Origin of the sequence: Pseudomonas sp. R2-37-08W (genome assembly GCF_003851705.1) — a bacterium.
Classification (GTDB): domain Bacteria; phylum Pseudomonadota; class Gammaproteobacteria; order Pseudomonadales; family Pseudomonadaceae; genus Aquipseudomonas.
Genome location: NZ_CP027728.1, coordinates 5,550,036 through 5,571,308, shown reverse-complemented (window position 1 = coordinate 5,571,308; position 21,273 = coordinate 5,550,036). Strand labels below are relative to the sequence as shown.

24 protein-coding genes, 1 other RNA gene and 1 pseudogene are annotated in these 21,273 nt (G+C 60.9%); 12 read left to right on the top strand and 14 right to left on the bottom strand.

Features of this window, described 5'->3' with window-relative positions:
* Nucleotides 1-9 precede the first annotated feature (9 nt).
* Nucleotides 10-663 (top strand): gamma-glutamylcyclotransferase, encoded by a 654-nt coding sequence (locus C4J93_RS25850; RefSeq protein ID WP_124364902.1) that lies wholly within the window; start codon nt 10-12, stop codon nt 661-663.
* Here C4J93_RS25850 and glpT read toward each other — a convergent pair.
* Complete coding sequence (glpT, locus tag C4J93_RS25845) at nt 660-1,997, bottom strand: glycerol-3-phosphate transporter (RefSeq protein ID WP_124364901.1); 1,338 nt, start codon at nt 1,995-1,997, stop codon at nt 660-662. The two genes, C4J93_RS25850 and glpT, sit on opposite strands and share 4 nt — an antisense overlap.
* Nucleotides 1,998-2,292: 295 nt before the next feature.
* A complete protein-coding gene (locus C4J93_RS25840) occupies nt 2,293-3,270 on the bottom strand; it encodes an NADPH:quinone oxidoreductase family protein (protein WP_124368767.1) in 978 nt (325 codons plus the stop codon).
* A gap of 150 nt (nt 3,271-3,420) precedes the next feature.
* On the opposite strand from C4J93_RS25840, the gene C4J93_RS25835 reads away from it, so the two are divergent.
* A complete protein-coding gene (locus tag C4J93_RS25835; RefSeq protein WP_124372236.1) occupies nt 3,421-3,828 on the top strand; it encodes a flagellar basal body-associated protein FliL in 408 nt (135 codons plus the stop codon).
* Nucleotides 3,829-3,900: 72 nt separating this feature from the next.
* Here the strand turns inward: C4J93_RS25835 and C4J93_RS25830 are convergent, their stop codons facing one another.
* Nucleotides 3,901-4,341, bottom strand: coding sequence for a hypothetical protein (locus C4J93_RS25830; RefSeq protein ID WP_124372235.1), 441 nt, complete (start codon nt 4,339-4,341; stop codon nt 3,901-3,903).
* A 180-nt stretch (nt 4,342-4,521) separates the two neighbouring features.
* The gene (locus C4J93_RS25825) at nt 4,522-4,971 is read right to left on the bottom strand and encodes an EVE domain-containing protein (protein ID WP_124372234.1); all 450 of its coding nucleotides are present in this window, start codon (nt 4,969-4,971) and stop codon (nt 4,522-4,524) included.
* 194 nt (nt 4,972-5,165) lie between these two features.
* On the opposite strand from C4J93_RS25825, the gene C4J93_RS27205 reads away from it, so the two are divergent.
* On the top strand, nt 5,166-5,312 hold the full coding sequence (locus C4J93_RS27205) for a hypothetical protein (RefSeq protein ID WP_015886446.1): 147 nt from the start codon (nt 5,166-5,168) through the stop codon (nt 5,310-5,312).
* A gap of 7 nt (nt 5,313-5,319) precedes the next feature.
* Here the strand turns inward: C4J93_RS27205 and C4J93_RS25820 are convergent, their stop codons facing one another.
* The 4 genes from C4J93_RS25820 to C4J93_RS25805 all read right to left on the bottom strand — a co-directional run bounded on the left by C4J93_RS25820 (nt 5,320) and on the right by C4J93_RS25805 (nt 6,740).
* The gene (locus C4J93_RS25820; RefSeq protein ID WP_124372233.1) at nt 5,320-5,949 is read right to left on the bottom strand and encodes a 5-formyltetrahydrofolate cyclo-ligase; all 630 of its coding nucleotides are present in this window, start codon (nt 5,947-5,949) and stop codon (nt 5,320-5,322) included.
* 58 nt (nt 5,950-6,007) lie between these two features.
* Nucleotides 6,008-6,186: non-coding RNA, 6S RNA (gene ssrS, locus C4J93_RS25815), on the bottom strand.
* A gap of 30 nt (nt 6,187-6,216) precedes the next feature.
* Nucleotides 6,217-6,534, bottom strand: coding sequence for a cell division protein ZapA (locus tag C4J93_RS25810; protein WP_005792389.1), 318 nt, complete (start codon nt 6,532-6,534; stop codon nt 6,217-6,219).
* Nucleotides 6,531-6,740 carry a TIGR02449 family protein gene (locus tag C4J93_RS25805; RefSeq protein WP_003177365.1) on the bottom strand — a complete coding sequence of 70 codons (210 nt, stop codon included), beginning with the start codon at nt 6,738-6,740 and terminating at the stop codon, nt 6,531-6,533. Before C4J93_RS25805 ends, C4J93_RS25810 begins: the two co-directional genes overlap by 4 nt.
* Before the next feature lie 138 nt (nt 6,741-6,878).
* On the opposite strand from C4J93_RS25805, the gene C4J93_RS25800 reads away from it, so the two are divergent.
* The 9 genes and pseudogenes from C4J93_RS25800 to gcvH all read left to right on the top strand — a co-directional run bounded on the left by C4J93_RS25800 (nt 6,879) and on the right by gcvH (nt 15,958).
* On the top strand, nt 6,879-7,436 hold the full coding sequence (locus C4J93_RS25800; RefSeq protein WP_124372232.1) for a YecA family protein: 558 nt from the start codon (nt 6,879-6,881) through the stop codon (nt 7,434-7,436).
* Between the two features lie 20 nt (nt 7,437-7,456).
* Nucleotides 7,457-8,779: a Xaa-Pro aminopeptidase gene (gene pepP, locus C4J93_RS25795; RefSeq protein WP_124372231.1), complete on the top strand. Its 1,323-nt coding sequence runs from the start codon at nt 7,457-7,459 to the stop codon at nt 8,777-8,779.
* Nucleotides 8,776-9,963 carry a 2-octaprenyl-6-methoxyphenyl hydroxylase gene (gene ubiH, locus C4J93_RS25790; protein WP_124372230.1) on the top strand — a complete coding sequence of 396 codons (1,188 nt, stop codon included), beginning with the start codon at nt 8,776-8,778 and terminating at the stop codon, nt 9,961-9,963. The genes pepP and ubiH overlap by 4 nt, the downstream gene beginning before the upstream one ends.
* 28 nt (nt 9,964-9,991) lie before the next feature.
* Nucleotides 9,992-10,084, top strand: a pseudogene (locus C4J93_RS25785) (tetrameric acyl-CoA thioesterase); the annotation flags it as partial.
* Nucleotides 10,085-10,092: 8 nt separating this feature from the next.
* Nucleotides 10,093-11,310, top strand: a complete 1,218-nt coding sequence (locus tag C4J93_RS25780) for a 2-octaprenyl-3-methyl-6-methoxy-1,4-benzoquinol hydroxylase (protein WP_164485306.1) — start codon at nt 10,093-10,095, stop codon at nt 11,308-11,310.
* Nucleotides 11,311-11,484: 174 nt separating this feature from the next.
* On the top strand, nt 11,485-12,489 hold the full coding sequence (locus C4J93_RS25775; protein ID WP_124372228.1) for an extracellular solute-binding protein: 1,005 nt from the start codon (nt 11,485-11,487) through the stop codon (nt 12,487-12,489).
* A 176-nt stretch (nt 12,490-12,665) separates the two neighbouring features.
* The gene (locus tag C4J93_RS25770; protein ID WP_124372227.1) at nt 12,666-14,282 is read left to right on the top strand and encodes an iron ABC transporter permease; all 1,617 of its coding nucleotides are present in this window, start codon (nt 12,666-12,668) and stop codon (nt 14,280-14,282) included.
* A 156-nt stretch (nt 14,283-14,438) separates the two neighbouring features.
* Nucleotides 14,439-15,521, top strand: a complete 1,083-nt coding sequence (gene gcvT, locus C4J93_RS25765; RefSeq protein ID WP_124372226.1) for a glycine cleavage system aminomethyltransferase GcvT — start codon at nt 14,439-14,441, stop codon at nt 15,519-15,521.
* A gap of 53 nt (nt 15,522-15,574) precedes the next feature.
* Nucleotides 15,575-15,958, top strand: a complete 384-nt coding sequence (gene gcvH, locus C4J93_RS25760; protein WP_124372225.1) for a glycine cleavage system protein GcvH — start codon at nt 15,575-15,577, stop codon at nt 15,956-15,958.
* A gap of 48 nt (nt 15,959-16,006) precedes the next feature.
* Here gcvH and C4J93_RS25755 read toward each other — a convergent pair whose 3' ends face one another.
* From C4J93_RS25755 to C4J93_RS25730, 6 genes are all read right to left on the bottom strand, one after another.
* A complete protein-coding gene (locus C4J93_RS25755) occupies nt 16,007-17,149 on the bottom strand; it encodes a DegT/DnrJ/EryC1/StrS aminotransferase family protein (RefSeq protein ID WP_124372224.1) in 1,143 nt (380 codons plus the stop codon).
* 163 nt (nt 17,150-17,312) lie between these two features.
* Nucleotides 17,313-17,627: a DUF2388 domain-containing protein gene (locus tag C4J93_RS25750; RefSeq protein ID WP_124364886.1), complete on the bottom strand. Its 315-nt coding sequence runs from the start codon at nt 17,625-17,627 to the stop codon at nt 17,313-17,315.
* A 68-nt stretch (nt 17,628-17,695) separates the two neighbouring features.
* Nucleotides 17,696-18,142, bottom strand: coding sequence for an NfeD family protein (locus C4J93_RS25745; RefSeq protein ID WP_124372223.1), 447 nt, complete (start codon nt 18,140-18,142; stop codon nt 17,696-17,698).
* A 10-nt stretch (nt 18,143-18,152) separates the two neighbouring features.
* Nucleotides 18,153-19,073 (bottom strand): SPFH domain-containing protein, encoded by a 921-nt coding sequence (locus C4J93_RS25740; protein WP_124372222.1) that lies wholly within the window; start codon nt 19,071-19,073, stop codon nt 18,153-18,155.
* A gap of 77 nt (nt 19,074-19,150) precedes the next feature.
* Nucleotides 19,151-20,836, bottom strand: coding sequence for a GspE/PulE family protein (locus tag C4J93_RS25735; RefSeq protein WP_124372221.1), 1,686 nt, complete (start codon nt 20,834-20,836; stop codon nt 19,151-19,153).
* A gap of 81 nt (nt 20,837-20,917) precedes the next feature.
* The gene (locus C4J93_RS25730; RefSeq protein WP_124372220.1) at nt 20,918-21,256 is read right to left on the bottom strand and encodes a hypothetical protein; all 339 of its coding nucleotides are present in this window, start codon (nt 21,254-21,256) and stop codon (nt 20,918-20,920) included.
* Between the last annotated feature and the right edge of the window lie 17 nt (nt 21,257-21,273).

The window sequence follows — 21,273 nt, the reverse complement described above, 5'->3', positions numbered from 1 at the left end:
CTTTTCGCCATGACCGCCATTGAAACCGATCTTTTGCAGTTGGCTTACCCTCCGCGGCTCGACTTGGGGCCGCAACTCACTCACGAACAATTGATGAGCTCGATGCAGGCCACCATGGCTCGGCACAAGGGTGGGCCGGTCTGGCTATTTGCATATGGTTCGCTGATCTGGCGCCCGGAATGTTCATCCACCGAGCGGGTGCGGGCGAGGGTCCATGGTTATCATCGGGGCTTGTACCTGTGGTCCCATGAGCACCGGGGTACGCCGGAGCTGCCGGGCCTGGTGTTCGGGCTGGATCGGGGCGGCTCGTGCAGCGGGTTTGCTTACCGCTTGCCGGAAGATCAGCTGGAGGCTTCGCTTTATGCGTTGTGGCAACGCGAAATGCCTTACCCGTCCTATCGACCGCACTGGCTCAGTTGCCGGCTGGAAGATGGCAGCCAGGTACAGGCGTTGGGGTTTGTGCTGGAGCGGCACTTGCCCAGCTATGCCGGCAACTTGCCCGATATCGTGCTCAACCATGTGCTGCAAAGCGCTTGCGGGCGTTACGGCACCACTCGCGATTATGTCGAACAGACCGTGAACGCCCTGCGTAGCCACGCCATGCCAGATAAAAACCTGGAGGCGCGGCTCAAGCGTTGTGCAAAGGATTGCTCAGGCGGTTAACGCGCCGAGCTGACGCTGTTGGTGTGCCACAGCGTTGGGATCAGGAAGGCAATCGCCAGGACGCACGCGCCGATCAACAGCACGAAACCGCCGTCCCAACCGAAGTGGTCCACGGTGTAGCCCATCGCCGCACTCGCGGCCACCGAACCGCCCAGGTAGCCGAACAGGCCGGTGAAACCCGCAGCCGTACCGGCAGCTTTCTTCGGTGCCAGTTCCAGCGCCTGCAGGCCGATCAGCATCACCGGGCCGTAGATCAGGAAGCCGATGGAGACCAGCGCGATCATGTCGACCGTCGGATTGCCCGGCGGATTAAGCCAGTAAACCAGGGTCGCCACGGTCACCAGCGCCATGAACACGATGCCGGTCAGGCCGCGATTGCCACGGAAGATCTTGTCCGACATCCAGCCACACAGCAGCGTGCCCGGGATACCGGCCCACTCGTAGAAGAAATACGCCCACGACGACTTGTCGACCGTGAAATGCTTGGCTTCTTTCAAGTAGGTCGGCGCCCAGTCCAGTACGCCGTAGCGCAGCAGGTAGACGAACACGTTGGCGAACGCGATGTACCACAGCATTTTGTTGCGCAGCACGTACTTGACGAAGATTTCCTTGGCGCTGAATTCGTCTTCGTGGCTGGCGTCGTAGCCTTCCGGGTAGTCGTTCTTGTACTTTTCGATAGGCGGCAGGCCGACCGATTGCGGGGTGTCACGCATGGTAATGAAGGCAAATGCCGCCACTGCCAGCGCCACCGTGGCCGGCACATAAAATGCCGCATGCCAGTCGTTGAACCAGGCCATGCCCAACAGGAACAGCGGGCCGATCAGGCCGCCGCCGACGTTGTGCGCCACGTTCCACACCGACACCACGCCGCCGCGTTCCTTCTGCGACCACCAGTGCACCATGGTCCGCCCACTCGGCGGCCAGCCCATGCCCTGGGCCCAACCGTTGATGAACAGCAAAATGAACATCATGGTCACGCTGGACGTTGCCCAAGGCGCGAAACCGAAAATGAACATCACCCCCGCTGAAACCAGCAGGCCGAAGGGCAGGAAGTAGCGCGGGTTGGAGCGGTCGGACACCAGGCCCATGAGGAACTTGGACAAGCCGTAGGCAATCGCGATGGCCGACATCGCCAGGCCCAGTTCACCACGGGTGTAACCCTCGTCAATCAGGTAGGGCATCGCCAGGGAGAAGTTTTTGCGCAGCAGGTAGTAGCCGGCGTAACCGATGAAAATACCGGCGAAGATCTGCCAGCGCAGCCGTCGGTAGGTCGTGTCTATTTTTTCTTCAGGCAGGGGCGCCTGATGTGCGGCAGGGCGAAAGAAAGCAAACATTCAAGAGCTCCAGATTTCTTGTTTTGACTGCGGATGCGAATGTTACAGTTTCGTTACCGAAAATAGCATCGCCTCTTATCTGCAAACACAGGAAATCAAAGCAATTGCATGTTCTCTTATGAACATGTCGCGAATAGATAAGGTGTGGTCGTAAGTGGATTCTGCAGGCGCTGGAGATCCAAATGTGGGAGGGGGCTTGCCCCCGATAGCGGTGGTTCAGTCAACATATGTGTCAACTGATCCACTGCAATCGGGGGCAAGCCCCCTCCCACATTGTTCGCATTTCAACTGGCTATCAGCGGGTCTGAACGACCACTTTACCCACCGCCTTGCGCTGCCCCAGATCATTGATCGCCTGGGCTGCCTGCGCCAGCGGATACACCTGCGACACCAACGGCTTCAACTTGCCCTCGCCATACCAGGTGAACAACTGCTGAAAATTCGCCGCATTGTCCTGGGGCTGACGCTGGGCAAACGAACCCCAGAACACCCCCACCACCGCCGCGCCCTTGAGCAGTGCCAGGTTCACCGGCAGTTCCGGGATACGCCCGCTGGCAAAGCCCACCACCAACAAGCGGCCGTTCCAGGCGATCGAGCGGATGGCCTGGTCAAACAGGTCGCCACCCACGGGATCGTAGATCACATCGGCGCCGTTGCCACCGGTCAGGCGCTTGACCTCGTCCTTGAGGCTGGCTTCGCTGTAGTTGATCAGCTCATCGGCGCCGGCCGCCTTGGCCACCGCGAGCTTGTCGGCGCTGCTGGCGGCGGCGATCACCCGGGCGCCCATGGCCTTGCCGATTTCCACGGCGGCCAGGCCCACGCCACCGGAAGCGCCGAGCACCAACAGGGTTTCGCCGGGTTGCAGGTTGGCCCGCTGTTTCAGCGCGTGCATCGAGGTGCCGTAGGTCATGCTGAAGGCGGCGGCGGTGTTGAAGTCCATGCTCGGCGGGATCGGCAGCACGTTATAGCCCGGCACCGCGACCTGCTCGGCAAAGCTGCCCCAGCCGGTCAGGGCCATCACGCGATCACCGACTTTCAAGTGGCTGACCTTCTCCCCGACCTCACTCACCACGCCCGCCGCTTCGCCACCCGGCGAAAACGGGAAGGGCGGCTTGAACTGGTACTTGCCTTCGATGATCAGGGTGTCGGGGAAATTCACCCCGGCCGCGTGCACGTCCAGCAGGATTTCGTTCTGTTTGATCGCAGGGCTGGCGATCTCTTCCAGCACCAGGTTTTCGGCGGGGCCGAAGGCTTTGCACAGCACAGCTTTCATCGGACTATTCCTTTTGGCGTCGTGGCCGATAAGTGTAGGAGGGTACGCCCGTGGGTCAACGAGCATGCCCGTGCCTGATAAGCCCTCATAAGCTTGTGCTCAGCCTTGCTAGCGTTATGCTACCCGGCAACCGAATTCGAGGAGTGAACTGTGAAAGCGTGGATCCTGTTGATGCTGGCCCTGACCTTGCCGATGGCGGCCCAGGCCGAAGAAGCCAAAGAGGGCGAGGCGCCGAAGGTCAGCTATATCAGCCTGAGCCCGCCGTTCGTGGGTAATTACGGGTTGGATGGCACGGCCAAGCTAAAAGTGTTCAAGGCCGACATCGCCCTGCGCGTCACCGGTACCGAAGCTGCCGCAGCGGTCAAAGCCAACGACGCGTTGATTCGTAACCAGTTGGTGGCGCTGTTCACCCAGCAGACCAACGAAGCCATGAGCAGCGTCGAAGGTAAGGAAAAGCTGCGTCAGGAAGCGTTGAAACAAACCCAGCAAGTGATGAACGATGAAACCGGCAAGCCGGTGGTGGAAGACTTGCTGTTCAACAACTTGATCATTCAATAAGTCCGAAAAAGCGGACTTTCAAGGGTTTTGGGAGGCCAGCAACTTAGTTGCTGGCTGTAGTGTAGTCAGGAGCTAATTGGCAATCAGTCTTAATATTTTTGTATCTGTTCTCCATAGCCCCTCAGGCGCGTCGAAGACAAAGTAAAACTTGAAGTCCATTGCTGTGTTCGCTGTTTGGTAGCTTGTTGAAGAGCCCCAGAAGTGCCATTGGCCATCCTGTGGAGGGACGACTGTCAATGTAGGGCCGTTTACGGCCATGGCGCTGATTTCGAAGCGCGGGTTTTTCCCCGTTACCGCACCTCGCTCGAACTGATACCTGCGCGCATGGATCGTGTAAATATTATTGCTCCACGAGTATTCAACCTCGATAGAGCCTTTATATCCATGTAATGGGTACGCCCCCGTCACTATCGTTATTCCTTTGGTGTTATCCGAGTGGATCTTAATCTCTATTTTTTCTATGGAGGCAGCTTCATTCGAGTCATTTCTATCTGAGTCTGATAAGTCAGCCATTTTTGCTCTCCTGGTAGTGTGAATGCGATAAATCCGTGTTCAGTGGTTATCATTCACTTTGGAGAAAATGTTGACTACTGTCATAAATGACAGTTGGTTATGCTGAATTTTGATAACTGTTTCTTTTTTTATAACGAGTACTTTTATGATGTTAGATGAATGCCCAATGGCATCGGACAGCTAAAGCAGTTGACGAATGGCCGTCCATTGTTCCGACGTGACCGACATCACCGAAAGCCGGCTGCCCTTCTGCACCAGTGGCAACTCGGCGAGCGTGGCTTGCTGTTTCAGGTGGCTCAGGCTCAGCACCTTGGGGAAGGTTTTGACGTGGGCCACGGTGATCGCACTCCACGGGTTTTTCTCCGCGCTGGCCTTGGCGTCGAAATAGTGGCTGTCCGGTTCCAGCGCGGTGGGGTCGGGGTAGGCGGCCTGGATAATTTTGCCGATACCGGCAATGCCAGGCTCCGGGCAACTGGAGTGATAGAAGAAAAACTCATCGCCCACCGCCATGGCGCGCAGGAAATTGCGCGCCTGGTAGTTGCGAACCCCGTCCCAGCGCGTTTCGCCGAGCTTTCCCAGGTCGTTGATGGAGAGCTCGTCGGGCTCGGATTTCATCAGCCAGTAGGCCATTTCGGGGCTCCTGAGAAAGGCATTGGGCAAGTTGTCGGGCAATGCCATGACAAACCGACAGTCGGTTGGCGTCAAGGTTTGCGTGTTGGTTCACGTTACCGCAGAATGCCGGCTTTTAAGCTTGGTGCAGCTGCAACGGACTACTTTGGAACGTTGTTGTCATCGTGTACGAGGTGCCTGAAGGGGGGCAATCGATGCAACGTAAACCGGATTTACTATGGATTTTGGTAATTTTGTTTGGTCTGGGCGTCGTGACCACCGGGTATGCCCAGAGCCTGTGGTCGAACAAGACCGATGCGCCGGTCGAACTCTCGCCTGTGCAACAGCAATTCAAGCGTTAACACGGTTTTAACCGCGTCGCGGTTCCAGCGACGTTTCTGCGACAAACCATTGCTTATCGGTGACAGTGCCCGCCAGCGGCACGTCCCAGCTCGCCTGCGCCAGGCGATCGACTTGCTGACATTCATGGGCCAGCCCCAGCAGCGTCGGCTTGCGCCAGGTTTTTCGCCTGGCAAGGTAGGCCAGGCTGCGGTCATAGAATCCGCCCCCCATGCCTAATCGCCCACCCTCGTTATCGAACCCCACCAGCGGCAGCAGTACCAGGTCCAGCGTCCACACCTTGCGTTGGCACCGGGCATTGGCCCGTGGCTCCAGAATGCGAAAGCGGTTGGGCAACAACTTATCCCCAGGCCGCACGCGTTGGAACACCATCTTGGTACGTGGCCACGCACTCAGTACGGGCAGGTAAGTGGCCTTGCCCTGGCGCTGGGCAGCGCGCAGCAGCAGACGCGGATCGATTTCGCCGTCCGTCGGTAGATATAAGGAAATATGTTTGGCCCGGCGAAACAGCGGGTGCTGTGCCAGTTGCCGATACAGGCCGCAGGCGGCCTGGCGCTGCTCGCGGGGCGTGAGGGCGCGGCGGGCTTTGCGCAACATGCGTCGAAGTTGCGGACGGGAAAGCGGCGCAGATTCGGTCATGGCTTTTCGGCTCATAAAACAATGCCAGTCCTGGGACTGGCATTGAGTTTGGGAATTCAGGCTCCCCGACAGAACCGCTGTCGACTAAGCCCTTGAACCCGAAAGTTCAAGGTGGAAGAAGCAGTAGGCTTTAAGGCTTTCCGTCTAGCGGACATGCACACCAGCCCAACGTGCAACTTCCAGGGTAGTGCGAATCGGCTCCGGGACATCGCCGACTGGCAAGCACGCCAGGGAGTGGGGCGAGTATACCTTAAACAGACTCGGCAATCAGCCCTTGGGTGCGTCTGAATCGGTGGAAAGCACCAGATCAACGCGTTCGAGCAGGTCACGCACTTGCTCGCGGGTCGAGCCGCTGGCCTGCACGTCAGGGCGTTCCTGCTTATGCAGCAGGTCGTGGGTAATGTTCAGCGCGGCCATCACGGCGATGCGGTCGGCGCCGATCACTTTGCCGCTGCTGCGGATTTCGCGCATCTTGCCGTCCAGGTAGCGGGCAGCGCTCACCAGGTTGCTGCGCTCTTCCTGGGGGCAGATGATCGAATATTCTTTGTCGAGGATCTGCACGGTAACGCTATTGCTTGAACTCATGAGTCTTGCTCCAGGGCCTTCAGGCGCGAAATCATCGATTCGACCTTTCGCCGGGCGATTTCGTTTTTTTCAATGAGGTGAGCGCGTTCCTCGCGCCAGGTTTTTTCCTGAGCTAGTAGGAGTCCGTTTTGACTCTTAAGTTGCTCGACCCGATCAATTAGCAGTTCGAGTCTGGCCATCAGCGCTTGCAGGTCGGTGTCTTCCATTGGGTTCCACTGGATTTGTCTGATGAATGGCAACTGCAGGATAAACGATCTGACGCCCTCGATAGTCTTGGTACGTCTGCCGGTGCTAGGATACAGCGCTCCATTCTAGACATTGCGCCGTCTGGCGCCTAGCTCACCATGCCCATTCAGAACTCCCCGTACGACGCTTTTTCCAAACTGCTGAGCACCAGCGGCCATCCTTGCTCGCCTGCCGAACTGCACGGTGTGCTGTTGGGCCGCAGCTGCACCGGTGTCGGCTTCGATGCCGACAACTGGCTGGCCGATGTGGCCGAGCTGCTGGAGAAAGAACCCGAAGAAAACGTGCGCAATGCGCTGATCGGCCTGCAAGAGATGGTCAAGGGCGAGCTGACCGGTGATGACGTCACCGTGGTCCTGCTGCTGCCCACCGACGATGCGCCGCTGGCCGAACGCGCCGCCGCGCTGGGCCAATGGTGCCAGGGTTTCCTCCACGGTTTCGGCGTGAACGCCGGTGGCCTGGAGCTGAGCACCGACGCCAAGGAAGTGCTGCAGGACCTGGCCGCCATCTCCCAAGTGCAAGACGCCCTGGAAGAGTCCGAAGACGGCGAAGGCGACTACATGGAAGTCATGGAATACCTGCGCGTTGCGCCGTTGCTGCTGTTCACCGAGACCAAAAAGTCCGCTGAGCCTGCTTCGCCCAAGCCGTCGCTGCACTAAACGAGGAAGCCCATCTGCCCATGATCCATATCCCCAAAGCGGAATACACCCGTCGCCGCAAGGCGCTCATGGCGCAGATGGAACCCAACAGCATCGCGATCCTGCCGGCCGCCGCCGTGGCGATCCGCAATCGTGATGTGGAGCATGTCTACCGCCAGGACAGCGACTTCCAGTACCTGAGCGGTTTTCCCGAACCGCAGGCGGTGATCGTGCTGATGCCCGGTCGCCAGCATGGCGAGTACGTGCTGTTCTGCCGCGAACGCAATGCCGAACGCGAATTGTGGGATGGCCTGCGCGCCGGCACTGAAGGCGCGATCCGTGATTACGGGGCTGACGACGCGTTTCCCATCACCGACATCGACGACATCCTGCCCGGCCTGATCGAAGGCCGTGACCGGGTGTATTCAGCCATGGGCAGCAATGCCGAATTCGACCGGCATGTGATGGAGTGGATCAACGTGATCCGCTCCAAAGCGCACCTGGGTGCCCAGCCGCCGAACGAATTCGTTGCCCTGGATCATCTGCTGCACGACATGCGCCTGTATAAATCGGCGGCGGAAGTGAAGGTGATGCGCGAGGCGGCGCGGATTTCCTGCGCGGCCCATGTGCGGGCGATGCAGGCCAGCCGTGCCGGCTTGCACGAGTTCAGCCTGGAAGCCGAGCTGGATTACGAATTCCGCAAGGGCGGCGCGAAAATGCCGGCCTATGGCTCCATCGTCGCGTCCGGGCGCAACAGCTGCATCCTGCATTACCAGCAGAATGACGCGTTGCTCAGGGACGGCGACCTGGTGCTGATCGACGCCGGTTGCGAGATCGACTGCTACGCCAGTGACATCACCCGCACCTGGCCGGTCAATGGCAAGTTTTCGCCCGAGCAGAAGGCGATCTACGAAATTGTGCTGGCTTCCCAGGAAGCCGCCTTCAAGCAGATCGCGCCGAACAAGCATTGGAACCAGGCGCATGAGGCGACCGTGCAGGTCATCACTGCCGGGTTGGTCAAGCTGGGGTTGCTGCAAGGCGACGTTGACGAGTTGATCGCCAGCGAAGCCTACCGCGCCTTTTACATGCACCGCGCCGGCCACTGGCTGGGCATGGATGTACATGACGTGGGCGAGTACAAAGTGGGCGGTGAATGGCGCGTGCTGGAAGTTGGCATGGCCTTGACCGTGGAGCCGGGGATCTATATTTCACCGGACAACCAGAACGTAGCGAAGAAGTGGCGTGGCATTGGCATACGCATCGAGGACGACGTGATAGTGACCAAGCAAGGCTGTGAAATCCTGACCGGCGCGGTGCCCAAGACGGTGGCCGAGATCGAAGCACTGATGGCGGCTGCCCGATGAGCCGGGTCAACCTGGCGATCATCGGCGGCGGTCTGGTGGGCGCGAGCCTGGCCCTGGCGTTGCAGGCCGGGGCCAAGGCGCGAGGGTGGAAAATCGCACTGATCGAGCCCTTCGCGCCGGGTGACAGCTATCAGCCGAGCTACGATGCGCGTTCTTCGGCGTTATCATTCGGTGCTCGCCAGATTTATCAGCGGCTGGGCGTCTGGCAAGCAATTTCCCGGCGCGCGGAGCCGATCAAACAGATTCATGTGTCGGACCGCGGGCGTTTCTCTACCGCACGCTTGTCTGCCTTGGAAGAAGGCGTGCCGGCCCTGGGGTATGTGGTGGAAAACGCCTGGCTCGGCCAATGCCTGTGGCAAGGCCTGGACAAGGACGTGGTGAGCTGGCGCTGCCCGGCGGAAGTCACACGCATGGAGCCGCTGCCCGATGGCTATCGCCTGACCCTCAATGACGAAACCGTACTGGAATGCGAGCTTGCGGTATTGGCCGATGGCGGCCGCTCCGGTCTGCGCGAGCAGCTTGGCATCGGCGTGAAAACCCGGCCCTACAACCAGAGCGCGTTGATCGCCAATATCACCCCGAGCGAAGCCCACAATGGCGAAGCGTTCGAGCGTTTCACCGATGAGGGACCGATGGCCTTGCTGCCGCTGCCCGACAACCGCTGTGCGCTGGTGTGGACCCGCATCGGCATGGACGCCCAGCGCCTGGCCAACCTGGATGAGCGCAGCTTCCTGAGCGAATTGCAGGGCGTGTTCGGCTATCGCCTGGGCACCCTGAAACAAGTGGGCGCGCGGCATCTTTATCCGCTGACCCTGGTGGAAGCGGAAGAACAAGTGCGCTCGCACCTGGTGGTGCTCGGCAATGCCGCGCACAGCCTGCACCCGATCGCCGGGCAAGGTTTCAACCTGTCCCTGCGCGATGCCAACGCCCTGGCCGAAGCCTTGCTGGCCGGGCCGGAAGTGCCGGGAGACCTAGCAACCCTGCAACGCTATCGCGAGCGCCAGCGCCTGGACCAGCAACTGACCGTGGGTTTCTCCGACCAAGTCACGCGCCTGTTCGGCAGCGGGCAACCGCTGGTGGCGCTGGGGCGCAACATGGGCCTGCTCGGCCTGGACCTGTTACCGCCGGCCAAACGCTGGTTCGCCCGCCAGGCCATGGGGCTGGGAGTGCGCTCCGATGCGTAAGTGGCTGATGGAGAACCCGGGCCGCGACAAGGTCCAGATTCATGACGGCTGCGGCACCCTGGTGGCGCGGGTCGACAAAACCCTTTACGTGCGGCGCAAGCCGCCAGCGAGACAGGCTTGACTATGGACATGCACGCAGATGTGCTGATTGTCGGGGCCGGAATGGTCGGAAGCGCCCTGGCGCTGGCGTTGCAGGGCAGTGGCCTGCAGGTGTTGCTGCTTGACGGCAGCCCGCTGAGCGTCAAGCCGTTCGAACCGGCGGCGGCGTTTGAACCGCGGGTGAGTGCGTTGTCCGCCGCCAGCCAGCGCATTCTGGAGCGCCTTGGCGTGTGGGACGGCATCGTCCAGCGCCGCGCCAGCCCGTATGGCGAGATGCACGTGTGGGACGGCAGCGGCACCGGGCAGATCCACTTTTCGGCGGCCAGCGTACATGCCGAAGTGCTGGGGCATATCGTCGAGAACCGTGTGGTCCAGGATGCCTTGCTGGACCGCCTGCATGATTGCGACCTGGGGCTGCTGGCCACTGCGCGCCTGGAGCAGATGCGCCGTTCCGGCGATGACTGGCTGCTGACCCTGGCCGATGGGCGCAAGCTGCGCGCTCCGCTGGTGGTCGCCGCCGACGGCGCCAACTCGGCGGTGCGCCGCCTGACCGGCACTCCCACCCGTGAATGGGATTACCTGCATAACGCCATCGTGACCAGCGTGCGCAGCAGCCAGCCGCACCGGCGCACGGCGTGGCAACGCTTCACCGACACCGGCCCGCTGGCGTTTTTGCCGCTGGTGCGCGATGGGCAAGAGGATTGGTGCTCGATTGTGTGGTCGACCACGCCGGCGGAGTCCGAGCGCCTGATGGCCCTGGACGATGAACGCTTTTGTGGTGAACTGGAGCGTGCCTTTGAAGGGCGCCTCGGCAACGTGATCAGCGCCGACCCGCGCGTCTGCGTGCCGTTGCGTCAGCGCCATGCCAAACGCTATGTGGCCGAAGGCCTGGCATTGATTGGCGATGCGGCCCACGTTATCCACCCGCTGGCGGGGCAGGGCGTGAACCTGGGGTTTCTCGATGCCGCGGTGCTGGCTGAAGTGCTGCTGGCGGCCAACGAACGTGGTGAACGTCTGGCGGACGTGAAGGTGCTGAGCCGCTACGAGCGGCGGCGCATGCCGCATAACCTGGCGCTGATGGCGGCCATGGAAGGTTTCGAGCGTTTGTTCCAGGCCGATCAACTGCCGTTGCGCTGGCTGCGCAATGCCGGGTTGAAAATGGTCGACCAGTTGCCCGAAGCCAAGGCATTGTTTGTACGCCAGGCGCTGGGCTTGACCGGCGATCTTCCGGAACTCGCCAAACTGTGAACCGAAGTGCAGCCCCCTGTGGGAGGGGCGGTGCGACGATTCGACTTGCCCCCGATGAGGCCATCAGCCCTTACGATATTCCGACCGTGCAACATCTGGTAACGCCTCCAGCAAGCGGTACCAAATGTGAGTCCTTATCATTTGCGCTCTTTTTGCAAATGAGCGACCGCACCCATGTTGGCACCCAAGCGCCTCCTGACTGCCCTGGCACTCACCCTGATCGGCAGCACCGTCGTGCAGGCCGCCGACGAAGTGGTGGTGTACTCCTCGCGCATCGACGAACTGATCAAGCCGGTGTTCGACGCCTACACCCGCAAGACCGGTGTACAGGTCAAATTCATCACCGATAAGGAAGCGCCGCTGATGCAGCGCATCAAGGCCGAAGGCGAAAACGCCACCGTCGACCTGCTGCTCACCGTCGATGCCGGCAACCTTTGGCAGGCCGAGCAGATGGGCATCCTGCAGCCGTTCACCTCCGAGGTGATCGACAAGAATATTCCGTTGCAATACCGTTCTTCGGCCCACGCCTGGACCGGCTTGAGCCTGCGCGCGCGCACCATCGCCTATTCCACCGACCGGGTAAAACCGGGCGACCTGACCACCTACGAAGCCCTGGCCGACAAACAGTGGGAAGGCCGCCTGTGCCTGCGCACCGCGAAAAAGGTCTACAACCAGTCACTCACCGCCACGCTGATCGAAACCCATGGCGCGAGCAAGACTGAAGAAATCGTCAAAGGCTGGGTGAATAACCTGTCCACCGACGTGTTCTCCGACGATATTGCGGTGCTGGAGGCGATCAATGCCGGGCAATGCGATGTGGGTATCGTCAACACGTACTACTACGGTCGCCTGCACAAGCAGAAGCCGGACCTGGCGGTGAAGCTGTTCTGGCCGAACCAGGGCGACCGTGGCGTGCATGTGAACCTGTCGGGCATCGGCCTGACCAAGCACGCGCCACACCCAGAGGCGGCCAAGGCTTTGGTGGAGTGGATGACCACGCCCGAGGCGCAGCAGATTTTCGCCGATGTGAACCAGGAGTTCCCCGCCAACCCAGCGGTAGCGCCGTCGGCAGAAGTGGCGAGCTGGGGCAAATTCGTGGCCGACACCTTGCCGGTGGAAGTGGCGGGCAAGCGCCAAGCCGAGGCTATCCGCTTGATGGATCGCGCCGGCTGGAACTGATTTTGTAAATCGCCGCAGATCAAAATGTGGGAGGGGCGGTGCGACGATTCGACTTGCCCCCGATTGCGGAGTGTCAGTCTAATCATCAGTGGCTGATTCACCGCCATCGGGGGCAAGCCCCCTCCCACACTGTTTTATGTCTGCTTTCAGATAGTCCATTCCCAGGGAATTTGCTCTTGGCCCATCCCGCCCAACGCCGCTGGTACCTGCCGGTCTTCAGCGTCGCCGCCCTGGTGCTGCTGCCGCTGAGCGTGCTGTTGCTGTCCTGGCAAAGCGTCGACCACCAGATCTGGTCCCACCTCTGGGACACCCAGATGCCCCGTTTGCTGGGTAACACCTTGACCCTGGTGCTCGGCGTCGGCCTTGGCGTGACGTTGCTGGGCGTAAGCCTGGCCTGGCTGACCAGCCTCTGCGAATTCCCCGGCCGCCGCTGGTTGGACTGGGCACTGATGCTGCCCTTTGCAATTCCGGCCTACGTGTTGGCGTTCGTGTTCGTGGGACTGCTGGATTTTGCGGGCCCCGTGCAAACCCTGCTGCGCGACGTGTTCGGCGCCGGGCTGCGCCTGCCGCGTGTGCGTTCCACCAGCGGCGTGATCATCGTATTGGTGCTGGTGTTCTACCCCTATGTCTACCTGCTGGCGCGCTCTGCATTCCTGGCCCAGGGCAAGGGCTTGATGGAAGCGGCGCGGGTGCTGGGCCAGTCGCCCTGGCAAGCGTTCTGGCGCGTAGCGCTGCCCATGGCGCGTCCGGCGATTGGTGCCGGTGTCGCCCTGGCCTTGATGGAAACCCTGGCGGATTTCGGTGCGGTCTCGGTGTTCAATTTCGACACGTTCACCACCGCTATCTATAAAACCTGGTACGGCTTTTTCAGCCTGTCCAGCGCTGCCCAACTGGCCAGCCTGTTGCTGCTGGTGGTGATGCTGGTGCTGTATGGCGAACGGCGCGCGCGGGGAGCGAGCCGGCCCAGCAACGAGCGCCCGCGAGGCAAGGCGTTGTATCACCTGCGTGGGTTCAAGGCGGCAGCGGCCAGTGGCTGGTGTGGCTTGGTGTTCGCCTGCGCGTTTGTGATCCCGGTGCTGCAACTGGTGGCCTGGTTCTGGCAGCGCGGCCGGTTCGACCTGGATGAGCGCTACACCGGCCTGATCCTGCACACCCTGTATCTGGGCGCGATTGCGGCGCTGATTACCGTCGGCGTGGCGCTGATACTGGCGTTCGCCAACCGTCTTGCGCCGACTCGGGCGATTCGCTCCGGCATCAGCCTGGCCAATGTCGGTTATGCCTTGCCCGGATCGGTGCTGGCGGTGTCGATCATGCTCGCCTTCAGCTACCTGGACCGCGAACTGGTGGTGCCGCTGTCGGGCTGGCTGGGCGGTACGGGCAAACCGTTGCTGCTGGGCAGCCTCTCGGCGCTGGTGCTCGCCTATCTGGTGCGGTTCCTGGCGGTGGCCTACGGGCCGCTGGAAAACAGCCTGGCGCGTATCCGTCCGTCGTTGCCCGAGGCCGCACGAAGTCTGGGGGTGAGCGGACCACAACTGTTTTGCAAGGTGTATCTGCCATTGTTGCTGCCCGGCACCCTGAGCGCGGCGCTGCTGGTGTTCGTCGATGTGCTCAAGGAAATGCCCGCCACCTTGCTGATGCGCCCGTTTGGCTGGGACACCCTGGCGGTGCGGATCTTTGAAATGACCAGTGAAGGGGAATGGGCGCGGGCCTCGCTGCCGGCGCTGACCCTGGTACTGGTTGGGTTGTTGCCGGTCGTCGGGCTGATCCGACGCTCCGCACGACAAATCGGTTAGGTGCCAGTCCTACAGCTTGCGGCTACAATGCGCGGCATTCGGTGTGCCGCGTCTTTCGAGGCGGGTTGCCACAGGTGTCTGCAGGCCTTGTCATCCAAGGCGCTCGGCACTGGCGGCAACTCTGCGCACCTTCGCCAAGCCCGGAAGGAGACACCCATGGGACAGCGTACGCCTCTGTATGACCTGCATCTCGCCCTCGGCGCGAAAATGGTCGATTTTGGCGGTTGGGATATGCCTTTGCATTACGGCTCGCAGGTTGAGGAGCACCATCAGGTGCGGCGCGACTGCGGGGTGTTCGATGTATCTCATATGACCGTGATCGATGTCAGCGGCCTTCAGGCCAAGGAATGGCTCCAGCACTTGCTGGCCAATGACGTCGATCGATTGCACGGCTGCGGCCGCGCGTTGTACAGCGCTATGCTCAACGAGCAGGGCGGGGTAGTGGACGACATGATCGTCTACCGTACCGAAACCGGTTACCGGCTGGTGGTCAACGCCGCCACCCGTGACCAGGACATGGCCTGGATGCAGGCGCAACTGGGCAGCTATCAAGTGCAACTCCGGGAGCGCTCCGAGCTGGCCATGCTCGCCATTCAAGGTCCCCATGCGCGGCACAAGATCGCCGAACTGGTGACCCAGTCCCGTGGCACCCTGATCCATCAGCTCAAGCCGTTCGAAGGCCAGGCCGACGGCGACTGGTTTATTGCCCGCACCGGTTACACCGGCGAAGACGGCCTGGAAATTGTCCTGCCTGCAGACCAGGCGCCGGGTTTTTTCAACGATCTGGTGGGCGCCGGTATTTCCCCCATCGGCCTCGGTGCTCGCGACACCCTGCGCCTGGAAGCCGGCATGAACCTGTATGGCCAGGATATCCACCAGCAGGTATCACCCCTGGCCGCCAACATGGCTTGGAGCATCGCCTGGGAGCCCGCAGGGCGAAATTTCATCGGCCGCGCCGCGCTGGAGGCGGAAAAGGCTGCCGGCGTGCAATTCAAATTAGTGGGACTGGTCCTGGAAGAACGTGGGGTTCTGCGCGCTCATCAGGTGGTTCGTATCGCCAATGTTGGCGAAGGGGAGATCACCAGTGGTAGTTTCTCACCTACGCTGAGCAAATCCATTGCCCTGGCGCGCGTACCGACGGCGACTGCCGACCGGGCCGAAGTGGAAATCCGCGGCAAGTGGTACCCGGTGCGAGTGGTCAAGCCGACCTTCGTACGCCATGGCAAAACCCTGATCTAACTATTTTCCGGCAGGCCTATGGCCGCTGACATTTCTTCTTGAGGACACAGACTATGAGCAATATCCCTGCCGACCTGCGTTTTGCCGAAAGTCATGAGTGGGCCCGTCTGGAAGCCGACGGCACCGTGACCGTCGGGATCTCCGACCATGCTCAGGAAGCCTTGGGTGATGTGGTGTTTGTTGAGCTGGCTGAGGTTGGTGCCACTTTTGAAGCGCAAGGCCAGGCGGGTGTGGTTGAGTCGGTGAAGGCTGCTTCGGATATCTACTCGCCGGTTGCTGGCGAGGTGATTGCGGTCAACGAAGATTTGGGTGGTAGTCCTGAGCTGCTGAACTCTGACCCGTACGGCGCCTGGATCTTCAAGCTCAAGCCAAGCAACCCAGCTGACCTGGACAAATTGCTCGACGCCGCCGGCTACAAAGCCGCCATCGGCGAGTAAACGCAAAACCAATGTGGGAGGGGGTTTGCCCCCTCCCACATTATGTGATCAGCTTGCTTTCAATACCGCTTTGACCGCCGCCACAGCCCGCTCCACATCCGCCTCCGTCATCGCTGTAAACATCGGCAACGACACGATCAAACGCCCAACACGCTCCGCCACCGGGAACATACCTTCCTTGAACCCTTGTGCCCGATACAGGCTCAGCAGGTGGATCGGCGGGTAGTGATAACCGATGCCGACGCCGTGGGCCTGCATCCGCTCCATAAAGGTGGCGCGGGCAGGCAAACCGTCCTGACGCTCCGGCAATACCAGCTGGAACAGGTGCCAGTTGCTGTTTTCGAAGTCGGCCGGCGGCAGCTGCGCGCCGTACACTTGTTCAAAATCACTGCCAAAGCATTCGAAGTAGTGCCGAGCCAGGTTCTGGCGGTGGGCGGTGATCTTCTCGATATGCGCAAACTGCCCCAGGCCAATGGCGGCGGCGATATCGGTCATGTTGAATTTGCCACCCAACACGTCCACATCCAGGCCATCGAAACCGCTGCGGGTCACGCCTTGCAGGCGGTATTTCTCGGCCAGACGGGCTTCTTCGGCGTTGTTGAGCACCAGGCAGCCGCCTTCGGATGAGGTGATGTTCTTGTTTGCCTGGAAACTGAACGACACAAAGTCGCCGGTAGCGCCGATGCGTTCCCCGTCCCAACTGGAACCCAGGGCCTGGGCGGCGTCCTCGATGATGCGCAGGTTGTACTTGTTGGCCAGCGCGTAAAGCATCGGCATGTCCAGGGGCAAGCCGGCCAGATAGACCGGGATGATCGCCTTGGTGCGCGGGGTAATCGCCGCTTCAACCTGGGCCAGGTCGATGTTGCGGGTCACCGGGTCAATATCGGCGAATACCGGAGTGGCGCCTACCTCCAGAATAACGTTGGCCGTAGCAACCCAGGAAATCGGTGTGGTAATGACTTCATCCCCAGGCCCGATACCGGCGATGCGCAGGGCAATCTCCATGGTGCAGGTGCCGGAGTTGAAAGTGCGTACCGGCCGGCCGCCGAAATATTCCGACAGCTGCGCTTCGAACGCCTGCACCTTCGGCCCGCTGGTGATCCAGCCCGAGCGCAGCACATCGCCGACCGCCGAGATGGTGGCTTCATCAATGGTAGGTTTGGAAAACGGCAGGAAGGGCTGTTGGCTCATGACGAAGAGGGCATCCGTTTCAGGTAGGCGATGAGTAATGGACGTGTCAGCCCTGCATGGTTGCACGGCTCGACTGAATATAGCCTGTCGCCCGTGAATGATTCGTCACGCTCCAGGCAAAAAAATGCCGCTTGAAAAAGCGGCATTTTTTAACGTGCAGGTATTACTCGGTTACAGCGTTCTTCGCGAGGATGGCGTTGGCCAGTTCCATATCCGTGGCTTGCAGGCCAGGGTTATCAGCACGGACCTTCTGCATGGCCGCTTCCAGGTACGGGCCGCGAATGCCGCCGTTGCTGGCGACGAAGCTGCCGGCGTCGTCCTGGGCGGCGACTACCAGCTTGTGGTCCTTGAAGGTCAGGTAGGTCGAGCCGGTGGTGGCACCCGACGAGATGACATTACGCCAGAAGCTATCGGCCATGGCTGAGCCGACAGGGAGGGAGAGCACAGCGAGGGTTGCGACAGCATATTTAAGACGCATGATGGGTGACTCCGGTGGGTTATCTGTACATTTTGATTGTAGTTAACCTGATCCAGTTCCATCACTGACTAAACAGTTTCAACCTTTAAAACCACCCCATCCTGGCCAACCACGCGCACTTGAGCGCCTACGGGCGCATCGGCACCGGTGACCATCCATACGCCATCGCCGACTTTAACCTTGCCCCTGCCATCCACGATCGCCTGATGCACCACGAAGGTGCGTCCGACCAACTCTGAACCGCGCTCATTCAAGCCGGGTTGATCGCTGGCCTTGGCGCCGCTGCGTTGGCGTTTCCACCAGTACACGGCCGTCAATATTGACAACAGGGCGAACAGCAGCAGTTGCCACTCAAGTCCCAGGGGCGGGACGATAAACTTGATCACTCCCACGGCGGCTGCGGCGATACCCATCCACAACAGGTAGCCTCCCGCGCCGAACACCTCGAGAATCAACAACACGGTGCCCAGCGCCAGCCAGTCCCAGAACGAAAGGTGCTGCAGGAAATCCCACATGATGGCGACCTCAGCCTTTCTTGCTGTCGAAAGTCGCTCTGACAATCTCGCCGATACCGCCCACGGCACCGATCACCTGGCTGGCTTCCAGCGGCATCAGGATCACCTTGCTGTTGTTGGCCGACGCCAGCTTGCCCAGGGCATCGATATATTTCTGCGCGACGAAGTAGTTCACCGCCTGCACGTTACCGGATGCGATCGCTTCCGATACCACCTGGGTCGCCCGGGCTTCAGCCTCGGCCTGGCGCTCACGCGCTTCGGACTCAAGGAAGGCGGCCTGGCGGCTACCCTCGGCCTCGAGGATCTGCGCTTGCTTCTTGCCCTCGGCGGTGAGGATCGCCGAGGCTCGCAGGCCTTCGGCTTCGAGGATCTGCGCACGCTTGATCCGCTCGGCTTTCATCTGCCCGGACATGGCCGCCATCAGGTCGGCAGGCGGGCTGATGTCCTTGATTTCGATACGGGTGATCTTGATGCCCCACGGCGCCGTGGCTTCGTCGACGGTGCGCAGCAGTTTTTCATTGATACCGTCGCGCTGGCTCAGCATCGCATCCAGCTCCATGGAGCCAAGCACCGTACGGATATTGGTTTGCAGCAAATTGCGGATGGCATGCTCGAGGTTGTTCACCTCATACGCGGCCTGGGCCGTGTTCACCACCTGGAAGAAGCACACGGCGTCGATCTGCACGGTGGCGTTGTCGGCGGTAATCACTTCCTGGGGGGGAATATCCAGCACGCTTTCCATCACGTTGATCTTGCGGCCGATGCGGTCCATGACCGGGATGATGATGTTGAGGCCGGGCTTGAGGGTGTTGGTATAGCGGCCAAAACGTTCGACCGTCCATTGGTAGCCCTGGGGCACCACTTTGAAACCCATGAACAGGATGGCAATGGCCAACCCCACGAAAAGAAGCAGTACGGTGCCGATCTGCATAACGATTCCCTATCTGATGATGTCGGTGACATGACGTTCGGTCGAGTGTAACGGTCTCGTCACGGATAAGGACGGTTTCAGTGCCCAACAAACAAAGGATTTGTTTCTGAATCCCCAGGGGTCACCCTCAGGACTTCCGCCAGCGTCGTCAGCCCGGCCTTCACCTTTTGCAGGCCGGCCATGCGCAGGCTGTGCATGCCTTGCCCGAGAGCCGCACGGCGCAAGGCCTGCACGTCCGCGCCAGGGGTGATCAGCGCCTTGAGGGTTTCGTCCACCGTCATGATCTCATAGAGCCCGGCTCTGCCCTGATAACCACTGTCGCGGCATTCCACGCAGCCGGCGGCTTCGTAGGCGTCGGCCACGGCGCGTTTGCAATGGGAGCACAGCACACGCACCAAGCGTTGCGCCATGACGCCTATCAGCGTTGCCTTGATCAAATAATGAGCGATCCCCAGTTCCTGCAAGCGGCTGATCGCGCTCGGCGCGTCGTTGGTATGCAGGGTCGACAGCACCAGGTGCCCGGTCAGCGCGGCCTGGATCGCCATTTCGGCGGTTTCCCGGTCGCGAATCTCGCCGATCATGATGATGTCCGGGTCCTGGCGCAGTAACGCGCGGATACCGCTGGCGAAGGTCAGGTCGATGTTGTGCTGGACCTGCATCTGGTTGAACGCCGGTTCGACCATCTCGATGGGGTCCTCCACGGTGCACAGGTTGACCTCCCGGCTCGCCAGTTGCTTGAGGGTGGCGTAAAGCGTGCTGGTCTTGCCCGAGCCGGTCGGGCCGGTGACCAGGATAATGCCGTGGGCCTGTCGGGTCATGGCCTGCCAGCGCTGTTGATCTTCGGCAGACAAGCCCAGCTGGTCGAAATCCTTGAGCAGCACCTGGGGGTCAAAAATGCGCATGACCAGCTTCTCGCCAAAAGCGGTGGGCAAGGTCGAAAGGCGCAGTTCCACTTCAGCCCCCGCCGGGGTTTTCATCTTGATGCGCCCATCCTGGGGTTTGCGCTTCTCTGCCACGTTCATACGGCCAAGGCTTTTCAGGCGGCTGACGACAGCGGTGGTGACCTGTGGCGGAAATTGGTAGACGTCATGCAACAGGCCATCGATGCGAAAGCGCACACGACCCTGTTCGCGGCAGGGCTCTATATGAATATCGCTCGCCCGCTGACCAAAGGCGTACTGCAGCAGCCAGTCGACGATATTGACGATATGTGCGTCATCGGCGTGCGGCTCCTTATCGCTGGCGCCGAGGTTGAGCAGGTCGGCATTGCCGGGCGCTGTCATTTTTTGATCGGCCCCACTGACCGATTTGGCCAACCGATAGAACTCGCTGATACAGCGCTGGATCGCCTGGGGATTGGCCACCACGCGCTTGACCGTGCGTTTGAGTACTTGGGAAAGCCCGGCCTCCCAGCCGCTGACATGGGGTTGAGCGCTGGCGATCGTGACGCTACGCGCATCCACGGCGACTGCGAGGATGGCGTGGCGCTGGGCAAAGGCATGGGACATCAACGGCACCACCGTCGCGACGTCGATCTTCAGCGGATCAATGCGCAGGTAAGGTTGCTCGACCTGCCGGGCCAGCCATTGGGTTAACGTTTCCAGGCACGGCCCTTCGGCGGCGATACGCTCCAGGGGATGCTGGGCGCTGGTGGGCGCGGACGACAGCCGTTGCGCCATCTCCGCCGTGATCAGCTCCTGCTCGAGCAATGCAGGCAGCAACGGATGCAGTTCCAGGGGGCGATCTGGGAGGGCGGCGGACATGAGAGTTTCCTGGTGGGCGTCGGGTGTAATTCCAGGCTAGCCAGCTTCTGAAAATCCTCCTTGTGCGTGTATTGCAGGTTTTTACCGCGACGTTGCGGCCACGGCTTGAAGCCGCGCGCAGTCAGCCGGCCGCAGCTCCAGGGAACACACGCTGATCAGGTTTCGAATCTTTTCACCGATCACCTGGGCGCGGTGCCAGCTCAGGCCGCCCATCATGATGTCGATGCGCAGCAGGTCGTCTTCCCTGTTCACGCTCACCTGACTGGGCGTGAGAAATTGCAGCGCGAAGTAATTCAACACCCGACACAGCACGTCCGGCTCCGCCTCCGCGACGATCCGATAATGCGCCTCGCAGTGAAGGCTATCGACGGCCCATGCATCGGCGCGGGTAACAGAGTGAGCGGTTTCGACGGCGTGCATGCTGATTCTCCAAATTC